This window comes from Streptomyces sp. N35, assembly GCF_016464295.1.
Classification (GTDB): Bacteria; Actinomycetota; Actinomycetes; order Streptomycetales; family Streptomycetaceae; genus Streptomyces.
Genome location: NZ_JAEIMH010000004.1, coordinates 101,944 through 117,788, shown reverse-complemented (window position 1 = coordinate 117,788; position 15,845 = coordinate 101,944). Strand labels below are relative to the sequence as shown.

At 70.8% G+C, this 15,845-nt stretch carries 13 protein-coding genes and 1 pseudogene; 7 read left to right on the top strand and 7 right to left on the bottom strand.

What is annotated here, in order from left to right; translation table 11 throughout:
• Positions 1-28 precede the first annotated feature (28 nt).
• A complete protein-coding gene (locus JAO81_RS03340) occupies positions 29-862 on the bottom strand; it encodes a TetR family transcriptional regulator (protein ID WP_199546288.1) in 834 nt (277 codons plus the stop codon).
• Positions 863-935: 73 nt separating this feature from the next.
• The gene (locus JAO81_RS03335) at positions 936-2,726 is read right to left on the bottom strand and encodes a 3-hydroxyacyl-CoA dehydrogenase family protein (RefSeq protein ID WP_199546205.1); all 1,791 of its coding nucleotides are present in this window, start codon (positions 2,724-2,726) and stop codon (positions 936-938) included.
• A 402-nt stretch (positions 2,727-3,128) separates the two neighbouring features.
• On the opposite strand from JAO81_RS03335, the gene JAO81_RS03330 reads away from it, so the two are divergent.
• The gene (locus JAO81_RS03330) at positions 3,129-3,710 is read left to right on the top strand and encodes an adenylosuccinate lyase (protein ID WP_199546204.1); all 582 of its coding nucleotides are present in this window, start codon (positions 3,129-3,131) and stop codon (positions 3,708-3,710) included.
• Positions 3,711-3,846: 136 nt separating this feature from the next.
• A complete protein-coding gene (locus JAO81_RS03325; protein ID WP_199546203.1) occupies positions 3,847-4,194 on the top strand; it encodes an SCO4225 family membrane protein in 348 nt (115 codons plus the stop codon).
• On the opposite strand, the gene JAO81_RS03320 is transcribed toward JAO81_RS03325, so the two are convergent.
• The 4 genes from JAO81_RS03320 to JAO81_RS03305 all read right to left on the bottom strand — a co-directional run bounded on the left by JAO81_RS03320 (position 4,173) and on the right by JAO81_RS03305 (position 8,237).
• The gene (locus JAO81_RS03320; protein WP_199546202.1) at positions 4,173-4,691 is read right to left on the bottom strand and encodes a GNAT family N-acetyltransferase; all 519 of its coding nucleotides are present in this window, start codon (positions 4,689-4,691) and stop codon (positions 4,173-4,175) included. The two genes, JAO81_RS03325 and JAO81_RS03320, sit on opposite strands and share 22 nt — an antisense overlap.
• Positions 4,692-4,788: 97 nt before the next feature.
• Complete coding sequence (locus JAO81_RS03315; protein WP_199546201.1) at positions 4,789-6,375, bottom strand: alpha/beta hydrolase; 1,587 nt, start codon at positions 6,373-6,375, stop codon at positions 4,789-4,791.
• A gap of 144 nt (positions 6,376-6,519) precedes the next feature.
• Positions 6,520-7,569, bottom strand: a complete 1,050-nt coding sequence (locus tag JAO81_RS03310) for an Rv2578c family radical SAM protein (protein ID WP_199546200.1) — start codon at positions 7,567-7,569, stop codon at positions 6,520-6,522.
• Between the two features lie 104 nt (positions 7,570-7,673).
• Positions 7,674-8,237 carry a dihydrofolate reductase family protein gene (locus tag JAO81_RS03305; RefSeq protein ID WP_199546199.1) on the bottom strand — a complete coding sequence of 188 codons (564 nt, stop codon included), beginning with the start codon at positions 8,235-8,237 and terminating at the stop codon, positions 7,674-7,676.
• 169 nt (positions 8,238-8,406) lie between these two features.
• Here JAO81_RS03305 and JAO81_RS03300 point away from each other — a divergent pair, with 169 nt between their 5' ends.
• The 5 genes from JAO81_RS03300 (at position 8,407) to JAO81_RS03280 (ending at position 15,525) form a co-directional block, all read left to right on the top strand.
• The gene (locus JAO81_RS03300; protein ID WP_199546198.1) at positions 8,407-8,850 is read left to right on the top strand and encodes a hypothetical protein; all 444 of its coding nucleotides are present in this window, start codon (positions 8,407-8,409) and stop codon (positions 8,848-8,850) included.
• Between the two features lie 139 nt (positions 8,851-8,989).
• Entirely contained in the window at positions 8,990-9,442 is a 453-nt protein-coding gene (locus JAO81_RS03295) for an SRPBCC family protein (RefSeq protein WP_199546197.1), read from the top strand.
• Between the two features lie 191 nt (positions 9,443-9,633).
• Complete coding sequence (locus tag JAO81_RS03290; protein ID WP_374194251.1) at positions 9,634-11,988, top strand: MFS transporter; 2,355 nt, start codon at positions 9,634-9,636, stop codon at positions 11,986-11,988.
• Between the two features lie 182 nt (positions 11,989-12,170).
• Complete coding sequence (locus JAO81_RS03285; protein ID WP_199546287.1) at positions 12,171-14,609, top strand: SpoIIE family protein phosphatase; 2,439 nt, start codon at positions 12,171-12,173, stop codon at positions 14,607-14,609.
• Positions 14,610-14,787: 178 nt separating this feature from the next.
• Positions 14,788-15,525: a class I SAM-dependent methyltransferase gene (locus JAO81_RS03280; RefSeq protein WP_199546195.1), complete on the top strand. Its 738-nt coding sequence runs from the start codon at positions 14,788-14,790 to the stop codon at positions 15,523-15,525.
• Between the two features lie 118 nt (positions 15,526-15,643).
• On the opposite strand, the pseudogene JAO81_RS03275 reads toward JAO81_RS03280, so the two are convergent.
• Positions 15,644-15,845 (bottom strand): annotated as a pseudogene (locus JAO81_RS03275) (TetR/AcrR family transcriptional regulator); the annotation flags it as partial.

The window sequence follows — 15,845 nt, the reverse complement described above, 5'->3', positions numbered from 1 at the left end:
ACTGAATGTGGCGTACGTTACTCGCGAGTTAGGGCGCTCCCGGCGTGCGCAGCGCCCGCTCGATCGTGCGCATGACCTCGTCCAGGGGGGCGTCGGTACGCGCCCCCGTCACGAGCACCTCGCCCTCGGTGCGGGCCGCCGCCACGGGCGTGCTGCCCGCCGGTGAGCGCCCGGCCAGGATCCCGCTGCCGAAGGTCCGGCGGACGATCGAGAACGCGTGGTCCAGCTGGGCCTCGAGCTCGCCCTTGCCGCCGGCCCTGAGCCAGCGCCGCAGCACGTGGTTGTGCGCCGTCACCACGGCCGACGCGGCGACCTCGGCGAGCAGCGGATCGTCGTCGCCGTCGTGGTGGGCCTGCTCGTCGAAGTGCCCGAGCAGATAGCGCGTGAAGAGCCGCTCGTAACGGGCCACCGACGCGATCTCGCGTTCGCGCAGGGTCGGTACCTCGCGCGTGAGGCGGTAGCGCTCGATGGAGACGGCCGGCGAGGCCGCGTACATCTTCATGACTTCCTTGATGCCGCGGCACACCGTGTCGAGCGGGTTCTCGTGCGGCGGCGCGGCGTTCAGAACTGCTTCCGCGCGGATCAAGGTGTCGTCGTGGTCCGGGAAGATCGCCTCTTCCTTGGACCGGAAGTGCCGGAAGAAGGTGCGGCGCGCGACTCCGGCGCGCGCCGCGATCTCGTCGACGGTGGTCGCCTCGTACCCCTTGGCCGCGAACAGCTCCATCGCCGCGGCCGCCAGCTCCCTGCGCATCTTCAGCCGCTGGGCGGCGGCGCGGGTGCCCGCGGCACTTTCCGGTGCGTCGGGCGCGGAGGTGGTTCTGGGGGTGTTGGCGGCACTGGGCATGGTCCGAACGTACTGCATGGAATCGGTGGGCTGCGCCGCCGCGGGAGGGCCGATCGCCGGATCGAGCAGCCCTCCCCAGTCCGTACGGGCCTCAGCGCCTGGCATATTCGCGGAAGCCGCGACCGGTCTTGCGGCCGAGGCAGCCCGCGGCCACCAGATGCTCGAGCAGCGGCGCGGGAGCCAGGCCCGGGTCGCGGAACTCGCGGTGCAGCACCCGCTCGATCGCGAGCGAGACATCGAGGCCGACGACGTCGAGCAGCTCGAAGGGCCCCATCGGATAGCCGCCGCCGAGCTTCATCGCGGCGTCGATGTCGTCGAGGGTCGCGTAGTGCTCCTGGACCATCTTGATCGCGTTGTTCAGATACGGGAAGAGCAGGGCGTTCACGATGAAGCCGGCCCGGTCCCCGCAGTCCACCGGATGCTTGCGGATCTTCGTGCAGACCTCGCGGACCGTGGCGTGCACGTCGTCGGAGGTGAGAACCGTGCGCACCACCTCGACCAGCTTCATGGCCGGGGCCGGGTTGAAGAAGTGCATCCCGATCACGTCCTGCGGCCGCGAGGTGGCCCGGGCGCAGGCGACGACGGGCAGCGAGGAGGTGGTGGTGGCGAGCACCGCGCCCGGCTTGCAGACCTTGTCGAGTGCGGCGAACAGCTGCTGCTTGATCTCCAGGTCCTCGGCGACGGCCTCGACGGCGAGATCGACCTCGGCGAACGCGTCGTACGAGCCCGCGGGCGTGATCCGGCCGAGCGTCTCCTCCCGTGCCCCGGCGGTCATCCGGCCCTTGTCGACAGAACGCGAAAGCGACTTGGCGATACGGGACTTGGCGGTCTCGGCCTTCTCCTGGCTGCGGGCGGCGAGCACGACGGCGTAACCGGCCTTGGCGAAGACCTCGGCGATCCCGGAGGCCATGGTCCCCGAGCCCGCGACACCGACGCTCCGCACGGTACGTCCCCCGGCGAGCGGTGCGTCGTCGAGCGGCGTCAGCGCGTCGCGCACGACCTCGGTGCTGCCCGGCTGCGCGTACGTGTAGAACCCGCGCCCGGCCTTGCGCCCGGTCAGACCGGCCTCGCTGAGCTGCTTGAGGATCGGGGCCGGGGCGTGCAGGCGGTCGTGCGACTCGGCGTACATGGCGTCCAGGACGGTGCGCGCGGTGTCGATCCCGATCAGGTCGAGCAGCGCGAGCGGCCCCATCGGAAGGCCGCAGCCGAGCCGCATCGCGGCGTCGATGTCCTCACGGCTGGCGTACTTGGCCTCGTACATCGACGCGGCCTGGTTGAGATAGCCGAAGAGCAGTCCGTCCGCGACGAATCCGGGCCGGTCGCCCACCGACACGGGCTCCTTGCCGAGATCGTGGGCGAGCGCGGTGACGGCGCCGACGGCCTCGGGGGCGGTGAGCACCGACGAGACGACCTCGACCAGCTTCATCGCGGGTGCCGGGTTGAAGAAGTGCATCCCGAGGACGCGCTCGGGCCGGGTCGACTCGGCGGCCAGGCGGGTCACGGAGAGCGCGTTGGTGCCGGTCGCGAGGATGGTGTCCGGGCGCACGACGGCGTCCAGTTCGCGGAAGAGCCGGCTCTTGAGCTCGTACGACTCGGGGATGACCTCGATGACCAGATCGGCCTCGGCGGCGGCGCCGAGATCGGTGAACGTCCGGAAACGGCCCAGGAGTTCGGTCCGCTGCTCGTCGGTGATCCGCTCGCGCCGCACGGCACGCGCGGTGGAGGCCTCCAGGGCGGCGACGGCCTGCACGGTCTGGGCCTCGCTGATGTCGATGCCGATGACGTCGCGGCCGGCGCGGGCGAGCACCTCGGCGATACCGGCGCCCATCGTGCCGAGGCCGACGACGGCGATCGTGCGCAAGGAAGGTTCGGGACGGTCCATCGCGGACTCCAGGGAGGTGAGTGACGACTGAAGAGGGGCGTACGCGTGCTCGCTCGCCAGGTCGCGCGCTCGCGAAAAGGCATGGGGCGTACGGGAGGTGGTGTCGTGGTGTCCGGACCCGCGCGGGGCGGGGCCCGGCGCTGTGCCCGGTCCGGCGGCAGACGCCGAGGACCGGTGGTGATCGACGGGCCCTGTCCCGGGGCCGCGTCGCAAGCGATGTACCGAACCGACAAGCTCTCGCCGGCTGCGTCACCAGGCCGACGGGAGTACATACGGGGTGTGTCCCGCTCGTCTGAGCTTAACCCGTGGGTAACGAGCGCGCCAGACCCCGGAGTTTGTGGTCTGGCTCACGGCGCAGGGGGCGCGAAGGGTGGTGCGCGGGCGCTCGCTAGGGTGGCGGCCATGGACGAAGAGTGGCGATCAGTGACGGAGCGCTTACGGCTCGAGGCCGGCGATGACGAGGCGGCCACCTTTGAGCGCCTGCGGGCGAGCAAGGACCTCGATGCCGTCGCCCGCGTGCTGGTCGAGCCCCAACGCCCTTTGTGGGCCCGTGAATTCGCCGCTCTGCGGCTCGGCTGGGCCGGTGACGGACGGTCCTTCGAGACCCTGGTCCTGCTCCTCAACCACCGTGAACCCGCGCGCTGCGCCGCCGCCGCCCTCGCGCTCGCCCGCCTCGGTGACCCCCGTACGGCCCGCGCGGCAGCCGCCCTCGCGACCAATGAACTGCGCGTCGCCTACGCCCTGCACCCGGTCCGCCTGCTCACGGAGCTGCGCGCCCCCGAGTCGGCGCCGGCCCTCATCACGGTCCTCGAACGCCGTCTCGCCTCACCCTCCGACCCGTACTGGCGGGTGGCCCTTGCCTGCGTCGAAGGCCTGGGCGCCCTCGCCGACGCCCGCGCGGTCCCCGCCCTGACGGCGGCCCGCGCGCATCCCCGCCTCGCGGCGGCGGCTACGGCGGCACTGGCGAGAATGACGAACGGGTGACCCGCGCCGTGCGCCGACGGGGCCGGTTCGCCCCCTGACGACGAGCTGATCCTGCTGCTGTACTGGCGTTGTCCGTCAGAGGGTTGTATGCGCCGATACGAGGGTTGTACGCACCGGTACGGGGGTTGGGGGAGCGATGAAGGCTCTGCTGCGGCGGCTGGTCCGTCTTACCGTGACCAACGCGCTGTCCCTGGCGTACATCGGCCTGATCGCCGCGTGCGCGCTGGGCGGCGCGGTCTATGAAGGGACCGGCGGCGACCCCGACGACTGGGTCTCGGGCTACTGGGCGGTGCTGCTGCCCCTCATGCCGGCCTTCCTCCTCTACGCCCCGCTGGAGGATCTGGTGTACGACGGTCCGGCGGCGACGGGCTGGCTCTTCTACGGCTGGGCGGTCATGAGCTTTCTGCTGCAGTCGGCAGCCATGGGTTGGCTGTGGGAGACCAGGGACCAAGCGGCCCCGGATCAGTACAGGCGCCGTACATAACGCACCTCGGGCACAGGCACCCCGTCCACGTCGTACGAGGCGGAGGTCCCGTCGGCGACGAACCCGGCCCGCTCGTAGAAGCGGCGTGCGCGCTCGTTGTGCGTGAGCACCCACAGGCAGACCGAGGGCGCCCCCGCGGCGCGACAGCGGTCCAGCGTCGCGTGCATGAGCGCGCGCCCGGCGCCGGTCCCGATCTTCTCCGGGTGCACATAGATGGCGTACACCTGAGAGGCGCCCGCGGCCTGATCGTCATCCCGCGTCGGCCCGAACCCCGAGAACCCGACGATCCGGCCGTCGCGCTCGGCCACCAGCGCCACCACACCCGGCGGACGCCCGGCCCAGAACTTCCGCCGCGCCGCCGCGTCCTCCTCGACGTTCAAGGCGTCCAGATGCCCCTGTGGCATCAGCCCCCGAAAAGCGAACTGCCAGCCGAGCACGCGGATCTCGGAGACGGCGTCGATATCGTCCTCGGTCATCTCACGGATCTGTACGTCCATGCGCGCACCTTAAGCCGCCGTTCCCCATGGGAAAGGGTGGGGTCCGCCCCAGGGCGCATCCGCCTCAGGGCGCACCCCACCCCTCACCTCAGGACCCTCAGGACCTGTACCCCAGCAAGCCGTGCAAGGTCGCCCCGCCGCCGGACGACGAGGCAGCCGCCGGCGCCTCGGGCTCCGGATCCGGCAGACGCTCACAGGTCGCGTCGACCTCACCGCTGCCCCGCGGCACCTTCCCCGAAGCAAGGTAATCCGCCAGGTACTTGTCCAGGCACGCGTTGCCGCTCAGCGTGATCCCGTGGTTGCCGCCGCCCTGCTCGACGACCAGGCTCGATCCGTGCAGCTTGCGGTGCACGACGAGACCGCCCTCGTACGGAGTCGCCGCATCGTCCGTGGCCTGGAAGAGCAGCACCGGCGGCAGCTTGGAGTTGGAGACGTCCGGCGGGCTCAGCGGCTTCGTGGGCCAGAACGCACAAGGGGCGTTGTACCAGGCGTTGTTCCACGCCATGAACGGTGCCTTGTCGTGCGCCTTCCACATGTCGTGCCGCCACTGCCCCCAGTCGCGGGGCCACCAGGCGTCCCGGCACTGCACCGCCGCGTACACGGAGTACCCGTTGTCGCCCGACGCGTCGACGGCGGCGAAGTTCTCATACGCCTCGATCAGCGGCGCGTCGTCCTTGTCGTTCACGAACGCCGCGAACGCCTCGGCCAGGAAAGGCCAGTAGCCGTTGTAGTAGCCGCCGGGGATGAAGGTGTCCTCGAGCTCGCTCGCCCCCACCTTCTTGCCGGCCGGCTTCTTCGCCAGGGCCGCGCGCATCGCGTACCACTTGGCCTCGACCTTCGCAGGGTCCTTGCCGAGTTTGTACGCGGCGTCATGCTTGGCCACCCACGCCGAGAACGCCTTGTGGCGGGCGTCGAAGGCGTAGTCCTGGTCGATGTTGTCCCGGTACCAGACACCCGTCGGATCGACGATCGAGTCCAGGACCGCACGGCGCACCCGGTCCGGGTAGAGCTTCGCGTACACCGCGCCGAGATAAGTGCCGTACGAATAGCCGAAGTAGTTGATCTTCTTGGCGCCGAGCGCCCGCCGGATCGCGTCCATGTCGCGCACGGCACTGACCGTGTCGATGTACCGCAGCAGCGAGCCGTACTTCTTGCCGCAGGCGTCGGCGAAGGCCTTGGCCCGCTTGAGGTTCGCCTGCTCGATGCTGTGCGAGGACGGCACGGTGTCGGGCCTGACCGGTGCGAAGTGACCCGGCCGGCAGTTCAGCGCCGGCTCGCTCCTGCCGACGCCGCGCGGATCGAAGCCGATCACGTCATAGGTTCCGGCGACCTTCTTCGGCAGGGAACCGGCCACGAATCCGGCCAGTGTCAGACCGCTGCCGCCGGGGCCGCCGGGGTTGACGAGGAGCGGTCCCTGGTACGCCTTCGCGGAGGAAGTGTGCGGCACCCGCGAGAGGGCGAGCGTGATCTTCTTGCCGCCCGGTTTCGCATGGTCGAGCGGCACCTTGAGCGAGGCGCACTGCAGCGTCGGATAGTTCTCGGTGGCGCAGTCCTTCCACTTGAGGGTGGTGCGCGCCGTCGGGGCCCGGTCGGCCGCCGGCGTGCCCGCGGCCGACGGGACCGCGCTCAGCAGTCCCCCCACCACGGCGGCGACACCGCACATTGCCACTGTCCGTTTTCTCATCTGACCTCCCGGTGCGGAGGATCCGGACCGCTGCCCGCGGCCCGGCTTCGGACTGTGCATGCCACAGCCCACGCCGCATCGTCCCGGAAACGACTCCCGGAAGGACGAATTCTGTTGGGAGTTGACCGAATCGAGGGGAAACGGTCAAAGGAGGGTTAGCTGCGTCGGTTCCTGGACCAGGGGCTGCTGAGGCACCCGGGGCAGTGGGTCCGTCGCGGGCCGTTCGATGCGGCGGGCCTTGCCCGGCGAGGAGGGGCCGATCCCGAACTCCGTCGCCAGTTCGTGCACATGACGGGTGATCCGCCGCTGGTACCACTTCGGCGCGTAGGCCCCCTCGGCGTACAACCGCTCGTATCGCCGTACGAGGTAGGGGTGATGGCGCCCGAGCCAGGCCATGAACCACTCGCGGGCGCCCGGGCGCAGATGCAGCACGAGCGGGGTGACGGAGGTGGCGCCGGCGGCGGCGATCGCGCGTACGGTCGCGCGGAGCTGGTCGGGGGAGTCGCCGAGGAACGGGATGACCGGGGCCATGAGCACACCGCAGCCGATGCCGTGCTCGGTGAGGGTGCGCACGGCGTCGAGCCGACGCTCCGGCGAGGGTGTCCCCGGTTCGACCGTGCGCCACAGCGCCTGGTCGGTGAAGCCGACGGAGACGGAGACGCCGACCTCCGTCACCTCGGCGGCCTGCCGCAGCAGATCGAGGTCGCGCAGGATCAGCGTGCCCTTGGTGAGGATCGAGAAGGGGTTCGCGTAGTCGCGCAGCGCGGAGATGATGCCCGGCATGAGCCGGTACCGCCCCTCCGCCCTCTGGTAGCAGTCGACATTCGTCCCCATGGCGATGTGCTCGCCCTGCCAGCGGCGGTCGGCGAGCTTGCGGCGCAGCAGTTCGGGTGCGTTCACCTTGACCACGATCTGCGAGTCGAAGCCGAGGCCGGTGTCCAGGTCGAGGTAGCTGTGCGTCTTGCGCGCGAAGCAGTACACGCAGGCGTGGGTGCAGCCCCGGTACGGGTTCACCGTCCACTCGAAGGGCATCCGCGAGGCACCCGGCACCCGGTTCACGATCGACTTCGCGCGGATCTCGTGGAAGGTCATTCCGGCGAACTCGGGGGTGTCGAACGTCCGGGTCGTCACGGCATCCGCACCGAACAGGGCGGCGTCCCTCGGTCGGTCGTGGGTCAGGTTGTCCCAGCGCATGGAGCCTCCTCGGTTGCACTGGGCCATAGAATAGAACACATGTTCCCTTGATCGTGCGCGGAGAGCTCCGGACGGTGCGAAGGGGGCGATCCGGCGTCGGGCGCTCAGCGCTTGGTCTCGTACCGGGTCAGCAGCAGGCCGTCGGGAAACGGCCGGGTCTCCACGAGGCTCAGGTTCACCCAGCTGTCCAGGGCTGTGAAGAACGGTGTGCCGCCGCCCACCAGGACCGGATGGGTGACGAGCACGTACTCGTCGATCAGCCCGGCCCGCATGGCCGCCGCGGCGAGCGTGGCGCCGACGATGTCCATGGGGCCGCCTTCCTCGGCCTTGAGCCTGGTGATCTCGGTGACCGCGTCGCCGGTGACCAGACGGGTGTTCCAGTCGACCGTCGTGACCGTGGAGGAGAACACGACCTTCGGCATGTCCCGCCAGCGGCCCGCGTACTCGATCGCCGCCGGTGTGGCACCAGGCTGCTTGTCGGCGGTCGGCCAGTGGGAGCTCATCCCCTCCCACACCCTGCGCCCGTAAAGGGCCAGGTCCGTCGCCCCCACCCGGTCGGACCACCACTGGAACAGCTCATCGCTCGGCACGCTCCAGCCGAGGTCGTCTCCGGGCGCGGCGACATAGCCGTCCAGGCTCGTGTTCATGGCGAAGGTCAGTTTCCGCATGCCTCATCCTCCCGGGAGCCGGTCTTCGGTCTGCAGACCGGCACGGCGCGCAGAACTCATCGGTCGGGCCACGCCGAGGGCCAGTCGACCACGGGGTGTCGGGCGAGGCGTGGCGCCAGTCGGCCGAATGTGTTTTGCCGGGCGCCCGAGCCGGTCACACGCTGTCCGCATGACTCGATCAACTCGCTTGTGGGGATACGTCCTGGCCGTGGCGCTGCTCGTGCCGGCCTTCGGTGCCGCGACGGCTTCCGCGGCCGAGCCCGGCCCCGGAACCGGGCAGCACGCCCAGGCCCCTCGCAAGGTGGCCGGTACCTGGATCTCGCCGAGGGGCGGCGCCGGGCGCGCGTACGAGCGCCGGATCACGTTCGAACGCGACGGCCGTTTCGCGATGGAGGACCTGGTGGCGCCCTGCCCGCCCAAGGTGCAGTGCGTCTGGTCCGGGATCGTGCACACAGAGGGGACGTACCGCGTCGACAAGGGTGACGTGCTGCTCACGTACGCGGTCGTCGGCGGCCAGGGCGTCTCCGAACTGCCGGCGGGCTTCGAGGTCGCGGGCCCGTATCTGGTGCAGAAGCTCGAGGGGTACAGTCGCGCCGTTTATGTCAAGGCCTGACCCACCCGCGTACCGGCCCTCGCGTGCGGCGCGACACAATGGGCTCCGCCGGGGGGGTCGGGCCGCGCGGGCGCGGCGCCGGCCGGGGCGGGGGAGGGGGAGGCGGGGAGCCCCGTAACGCAGCAGTGGAGGAAAGACCATGGCCCAGGTCGAAGCCGTGACCGAGCGGATCATCGCGGCGGAGCCGGACGATGTCTTCGACGCGATCGCGGACTACAGCGGTACGCGTCAGAAGCTGCTGCCCGAGCACTTCAGCGAGTACGAGGTGCGTGAGGGCGGCGACGGCAAGGGCACCCTCGTGCACTGGAAGCTGCAGGCCACCAGCAAGCGCATCCGCGACTGCCTGCTCGAGGTCGACGAGCCCACCGACGGGCAGCTGGTCGAGAAGGACCGCAACTCCTCGATGGTGACCACCTGGACCGTCACCCCGGCCGGCGAGGGCAAGGCGCGCGTTGTCGTGGGGACCGTGTGGAACGGCGCCGGCGGTATCGGCGGCTTCTTCGAGAAGACCTTCGCGCCCAAGGGCCTCGGCCGGATCTACGACGCCGTACTCGCCAAGCTCGCCGCCGAGATGGAGAAGCCTGCCGCGTGAAGCGGTCCAGCCGCGCGAAGCGGCCCACTCGAAAGGGTAGTTGCCCCGGTCACCGTTTCGAGTGGTTCTCATCGGTGGAGGGTTTTCTGCCGTAACTCGTCGCGCTTATCGCAGTTGTCGCGTATTGGCGGGAATTGAGCGATAAGCGCGACGAGGGGAGCGGCTCTGTGGGCGGGACCAGCGGGACCACATTGGTGAAAGAGGCGCCGGCCGAGGCGCCCCCGCGACTGCCCGGACCGCCGCCCGAGCAGTCCGCCGACCTCAGCCCGCGCCAGGTGCGGCTGGTCTTCGTCGGACTGATGCTCGCCCTGCTGCTCGCCGCGCTCGAGCAGATGATCGTCGCCACCGCCCTGCCCAAGATCGTCGGTGATCTGCAGGGTCTCGACCGGATGCCGTGGGCGATCACCGCGTATCTGCTTACCTCGACCATCGGCCTGCCGATCTACGGGAAGCTCGGCGACCTGTGGGGGCGCAAGGGCGTCTTCCAGTTCGCGATCGTCGTCTTCGTGATCGGCTCGGCGCTCGCCGGCTGGTCGCGCTCCATGAACGAGCTGATCGCCTTCCGCGCGATCCAAGGGATCGGCGCCGGCGGCCTGTTCATCGGTGTGCAGGCGATCATCGCCGATATCGTCCCGCCGCGGGAACGCGGCCGCTACATGGGCCTGATCGGCGCCGCCTTCGGTCTCGCCTCCGTGGCCGGACCCCTGCTCGGCGGCTTCTTCACCGACCACGCCTCCTGGCGCTGGTGCTTCTACTTCAACGTGCCCTTCGGCCTGATCACCCTCGCCGTCGTCGCGGTGGTGCTCAAGCTGCCGAAGCCCAAGGTCAGGCCGCGCCTCGACGTGCTCGGCTCGGTGCTGCTCGCGGCCGCCTCCACCTGCCTCGTACTCCTCACCAGTTGGGGCGGTACGGAGTACGAATGGGGCGACCGGGTCATCCTCGGACTCGCCGCGGGCGCCGTGGTCTCGACGGTCCTGTTCCTCGTCGCGGAGAAGTACGCGGCCGAACCCCTCATCCCGCTGCACCTGTTCCGGGACGCGACGTTCAACCTCACCAGCCTGGTCGGGGCGGTGATCGGTGTCGGGCTCTTCGGTGCGGCCAGCTATCTGCCGACCTTCCTGCAGATGGTCGACGGCGCGACCGCCACCGAGTCGGGCCTGTTGATGCTGCCGATGATGGGCGGCATCGTGATCGCCTCTATCGTCTCCGGCCAGCTGATCAGCAAGACCGGTCACTACAAGGTGTATCCGATCGTCGGCGGGCTCGCCTCGGCCGTCGGCATGTGGCTGCTCTCGCTCCTGGACACCGACACCTCGCAGCTCGAATACAGCATCTGGATGGCCGTGCTCGGCGTCGGCATCGGCCTGATCATGCCGGTGCTGATCCTCGCCGTGCAGAACGCGGTGCCGCCCTCGGACCTCGGCACCGCCACCAGCGCCAACAACTACTTCCGCCAGATCGGCGGCAGCGTGGGAGCCGCGGTCTTCGGCACCCTCTTCGCCAGCCGTCTCACCGACGCGCTCGCCGACCGGCTGCCCGCCGGCGCCGACCTGCCGGACGCCGAATCGATCACCCCGCAGCTCGTCCACGCCATGGAGCCCGCACTCAGGGACGGCTACATCCAGGCGTACGCGGACGCCATGCCGCGGATCTTCCTCTACCTCGTGCCGGTGCTGCTGCTCGGCTTCGTCCTCGCCCTGTTCCTGAAGGAGAAACCGCTGGTGTCCCACAACGCCCCCGCCGCCGAGCCCGCCACCCAGATCCCGCAGGCCCGTGCGGCGTACGCGGCCGGGGTCCCCGTCTGCGGGACGGTGCAGCACTCCGACGGGACCACCGTCCCGCGCGCCGCCCTCACCCTGATCGACGTCCAAGGCCAGCAGATCGGCCGCGGCGGCAGCGGCGAGGACGGGCGCTATGCGCTGTCCACGCCGGGCCCCGGCGCGTACGTCCTGATCGCGGCCGCCGGCGGTCACCAGCCGCAGGCCGTCTCCGTCACGGTCGGCGAACGGCCCGTCGAGCTGGACGTGGTGCTCGGCGGCGCCGGACGGCTCGCCGGGATCGTCCTGACCGCCGAGGGTTCGCCCGTGCGGGACGCCGCCGTGACGCTCACCGATGTGCGCGGCGACGTCGTGGCCAGCACCCGCAGCGGACGTGAAGGCGGCTATGTGATCAACGAGTTGGTGGCGGGGGAGTACACCCTTGCCGCCAGCGCGCCCGCCTTCCGCCCGGCCGCGCTGCCGGTCAGCGTGCAGGCCTCGCGCGAGACCCGGCAGGACATCGAGCTGGCCGGCGGCGCGGTGCTGCGCGGCACCGTACGGGCGAGCGGCGGACGGCCCGTCGAGGACGCCCGTGTGACGCTGCTCGACGCGGCCGGAAATGTGGTCGACACGCTCACCACGGGCCCCGACGGCACCTTCCGTTTCGTCGACCTGTCCTCCGGCGAGTACACGGTGATCGCCGCGGGCTACCCGCCGGTGGCCACGGTGCTGCAGGTCGCGGGCGGCGGGCGGACCGAACGGGATCTCCAACTCGGGCACGAGGACTGACAGTTGGAGGCAGGGGCGCGTGTGCGCCCCTATTTCCCCGTTGCCGCACATGGCAAGGCGCCACCGCCGTACCGTGGTTGATGTCGGCACAGAGCTTCGGTGCGCCCGCGGGCGCCTTCGGGAGGAGGGGAGCCCAGACGATGGAACGGTCCAGGGATCCCCTGCGGGGACGCGGCGAGCCCATGGAGCACGGCAAGGGACTCGAGCCGGACGCGCAGCACGCCGTCACCGGCCGGATCCCCCTCGCCGTGGTCGTGGTGGACGGCGCGGGCCTCGTCTCGCACTGGAGCACCGGCGCACGCCGGCTCTTCGGCCACACCCGCGAGGAAGCGGTGGGCCGCCCCGCCGTCGACCTGCTGCCCGTCTCCGGGGCGCTCCCGGACGAGCCGCGCGCCCGCGGTGCGTACGAGGACTACGACGCGTATCGCGACTTCGGCCCCGATCTGGAGGCCTCCCTCGGTGGGCGCACCTCCTACACGGCGGCGGGGCGCGCCCGTCTCGGCGACCCGGGGCCCGACCGCATCGACGTCCTGTGGTGGGCCTATCCGCTGGTCGGTCCCGGACCCGAGCGGCTGCTCGTGCTCGCGGCGGACGTGGGCGGCATCCACGCCGACGAGAACGGCGAGGAAGCGGGCGCCGTGGAGCGGATCGCTCCCGGATTCGCCCTGCACACCGAGTTCGACGGTGCGGACGAGCTGGCCCGCCGACTGCCCGAGATCCTGCCGAGCATGAGCGTCGGCGAGAGCTCGCGGATCGTCTCCCAGGTGCTGGAACTCGGCTACCCCGTCCTGGAGTTCAGCCAGAGCGACCGCGTCCCCGTCACGCCCGACTGGGGTGTCCCGCGCCGCGCCGAGCGCCGTGCGCGCCGGCAGCGCGCCGCCGCGCAGGGTGCGCTCCCGCAGCCGCGCCAGGTGCCGGACGAGGCGGAGGATCTCGAGTACGCCGCCGTGCGCGAACATCTCGAGTTCCTCAACGAGGTCTCCGGACGCATCGGCACCTCGCTCGACCTGTCCCGGACGATCATCGAGGTGAGCCGGGCGGTCGTGCCCCGCTTCACGGATGTCGCCGGGACGTATCTGCGCGAACAGGTCGTCGCCGGCGAGGGCTTCCCGGACGGCCCGCCGGACGCCACCACCATGTGGCACCGGGTCGCGCTCGAGCACACCGATGAACCGGGGCGCTGGGACGATGTGGTGCCGGTCGGCGAGTCCATGCCGTTCCCCGTGCACACCCCGTTCTTCCAGTGCATGACCACCGGGCAGCCGGTCCTCGTGCCGCGGATCAGCGAGGAGATGGGCACCAAGATCGCGGCGCAGTTCGAGAAGCGGGACATCCGGCCGCTGATCAGCAACCGCTCGATGCTTGTCGTCCCGCTCAAGGCGCGCAATGTGGTGCTCGGCTTCATGATCCTGCTCCGTCACCCCGAGCGGCCGGTCTTCAACGACATGGACCGCGTGACGGGCGCCGAACTGGCCGCCCGCGCCGGGCTCGTGCTCGACAACGCGCGCATGTACACGTACCAGGAAAGCGTCGCCGAGACGCTGCAGGACTCGATGCTGCCGCATATCGCCCCGCGGATGGCCGGCTGCGACATCGCCACCCGCTATCTGCCGGGCACGCTGCTCGGGCGGGTCGGCGGCGACTGGTTCGACTCGGTGAAGCTGCCGGGCTCGCGCACCGCGCTCGTCGTCGGGGATGTGATGGGGCACGGGCTCAACTCGGCCGCGATGATGGGGCAGTTGAGGACCGCCGTACAGACGATGGCGGCACTGGACCTGCCACCCGCGCAGCTCCTGCGCAATCTCGACGACCTCGCCCAGCGGCTCGGCGAGAACTACCTCGCCACCTGCCTGTACGCGGTGTACGACCCGATCGCGGGTGAGCTGCAGATCGCCAACGCCGGACACATCCCACCCGTGGTGGTGCGCGCCGAGGACGGCCGCAGCGAACTGCTCGACCTGCCGACCGGCGCCCCGATCGGCGTCGGGGGAGTGCCCTTCGAGACCGTACGGGTGCCGGTGGAGCCCGGCGACCGCCTGGTCATGTGCACCGACGGTCTGGTCGAGATGCGCGGCGAGGACATCGGCGTCGGGCTCGCGACTCTCTGCGAATCGGCCGCGCACCCTGCCGCCTCGATGGACGACGCCTGCGACACGATCATCCGCGCGCTGAACACCCGGGGCGGCCGCAAGGACGACGTGGCGCTCCTGATGGCCCGGCTCAACGGAGTGACGCCCCAGGACGTGGCGCACTGGCAACTCGCCCTGGATCCACGCGAGGCGGGCCGCGCCCGGCGCCTGGTGCGCGAGCGGCTGGCGGCCTGGGATCTGCAAGCGGTCGCGGAGAACGCCGAGTTGCTGGTCGGCGAGCTGGTCACCAATGCCGTACGGCACGCACACGGCAGGCATGTCGGGCTGAGGCTCGTACGGACCGACGTCCTGCTCTGCGAGGTCGAGGACGACGACCACACCCTGCCCACGCTGTGCAGCGCAGGGCCCGCAGATGAAGCGGGACGCGGCCTGAACGTGGTGGAGCGCCTGGCGCGCGAGTGGGGAGCGAGCCGGACCGCGGCCGGCAAGTCCGTGTGGTTCGAGCTGGGGCTGCCCGGGCGCCGGCGCTGAGCCTCGCCGCAGGTGGGGTCGGGGGCGCGAAGGTACTCAAGAGCAGGGGGCGCGCGAAGGCGCTCAAGCGGCGTGCGCGGCTCGAACGATCGGTGAAGGTATGCGCCGGTGGCTTGTCCGCATGCCGGTGCCGGAGGTAGACCGATCTCTACATGCGACAACCTGGGGAGAGTCGGTCATGAGCGTGACGAGTCGGTACAAAGAGGCGTGGGAGGGGTTCTGGCGCGAAGCGCCGGAAGAACAGGGCGCCGTCTTCTGGGATGCGGAGCCGGCCCTGACCGCCGGCCTCCATCTCGCCCTGGCCGAACCGCACTTGGCGGCCCTGGGCCTGCCACTGGTGGACCTGGGCTGCGGCAACGGTACCCAGACCCGCTTCCTCGCCGACCGCTTCCCGCGCGTCGTCGGTGTGGACCTCTCGCAGGCGGCGATCGAGCACGCCGAACATGCCGACCAGGCCGCGCCCGACACCTCGGGCCGGGCCGAGTACCGGCAGCTGGACGCCGTCGACAAGGCGGCCGTCGAGGCGCTGCGCGACGAACTGGGCGATGCCAACGTCTATATGCGCGGCGTGCTGCACCAGTGCGAACCCGAGGACCGCCGCCCGCTCGCGGACTCGATCGCGGCCCTGGTCGGCGCCCGGGGCCGCGCCTTCGTCGTGGAACTCTCCGAACGGGCCGGCCCGATCCTGATGGGTCTCGCCCAGGGTCCCGCGGGCCCGCCGCCCAAGCTGCTGCCGGTGTTCCAGCACGGCATCGCGCCCGCGGAGGTCTCGGACGCGGCCGTCCTGGAGCTGTTCGCCGCGGTCGGTCTCGATGTCCTCGCGAGCGGCGAGATGCCGCTGATCACCACGGACTACACGGCGGACGGGACGCGGATCGAGCTGCCGTCCAAGTGGCTGGTGGTGGGGCGGTCCTAGGGTCTGGTCGGCGGATCTGTGCCAGCCCAGGCTCTCGGAGGGTCTGGCCGGAGGATCTGTCCTGCCCAGGCTCTCGGAGGGTCTGGTCGGCGGATCTTGTGGCTGCCCGGGGCCCCGGTCAGCTCCTGGCGCGCAGACCGTCCATCACCAGATCGAGCATCCGCGTGGACCGCTCCTTCCACTGTTCGTCGGCCGGGATGCTGAAGAGTCCCGCGATCAGATAGAAGAAGTCTTCCGCCGTCACACCGGTGCGCAACGTGCCGGCCTCCTGGCCCCCGGTGGGGCGGCCCCTCCCCCCGGCCACCAGGGTGGCCCGCGGC

Excerpts from the sequence above, each read along its gene's own strand:
- JAO81_RS03305 (WP_199546199.1), bottom strand. The coding sequence starts at position 8,237 with ATGCGGAAACTGACCTTCGCCATGAACACGAGCCTGGACGGCTATGTC.
- JAO81_RS03340 (WP_199546288.1), bottom strand. The coding sequence starts at position 862 with ATGCAGTACGTTCGGACCATGCCCAGTGCCGCCAACACCCCCAGAACC.
- JAO81_RS03335 (WP_199546205.1), bottom strand. The coding sequence starts at position 2,726 with ATGGACCGTCCCGAACCTTCCTTGCGCACGATCGCCGTCGTCGGCCTC.
- JAO81_RS03325 (WP_199546203.1), top strand. The coding sequence starts at position 3,847 with ATGAAGGCTCTGCTGCGGCGGCTGGTCCGTCTTACCGTGACCAACGCG.
- JAO81_RS03280 (WP_199546195.1), top strand. The coding sequence starts at position 14,788 with ATGAGCGTGACGAGTCGGTACAAAGAGGCGTGGGAGGGGTTCTGGCGC.
- JAO81_RS03320 (WP_199546202.1), bottom strand. The coding sequence starts at position 4,691 with ATGGACGTACAGATCCGTGAGATGACCGAGGACGATATCGACGCCGTC.
- JAO81_RS03300 (WP_199546198.1), top strand. The coding sequence starts at position 8,407 with ATGACTCGATCAACTCGCTTGTGGGGATACGTCCTGGCCGTGGCGCTG.
- JAO81_RS03315 (WP_199546201.1), bottom strand. The coding sequence starts at position 6,375 with ATGAGAAAACGGACAGTGGCAATGTGCGGTGTCGCCGCCGTGGTGGGG.
- JAO81_RS03295 (WP_199546197.1), top strand. The coding sequence starts at position 8,990 with ATGGCCCAGGTCGAAGCCGTGACCGAGCGGATCATCGCGGCGGAGCCG.
- JAO81_RS03330 (WP_199546204.1), top strand. The coding sequence starts at position 3,129 with ATGGACGAAGAGTGGCGATCAGTGACGGAGCGCTTACGGCTCGAGGCC.
- JAO81_RS03310 (WP_199546200.1), bottom strand. The coding sequence starts at position 7,569 with ATGCGCTGGGACAACCTGACCCACGACCGACCGAGGGACGCCGCCCTG.
- JAO81_RS03285 (WP_199546287.1), top strand. The coding sequence starts at position 12,171 with ATGGAGCACGGCAAGGGACTCGAGCCGGACGCGCAGCACGCCGTCACC.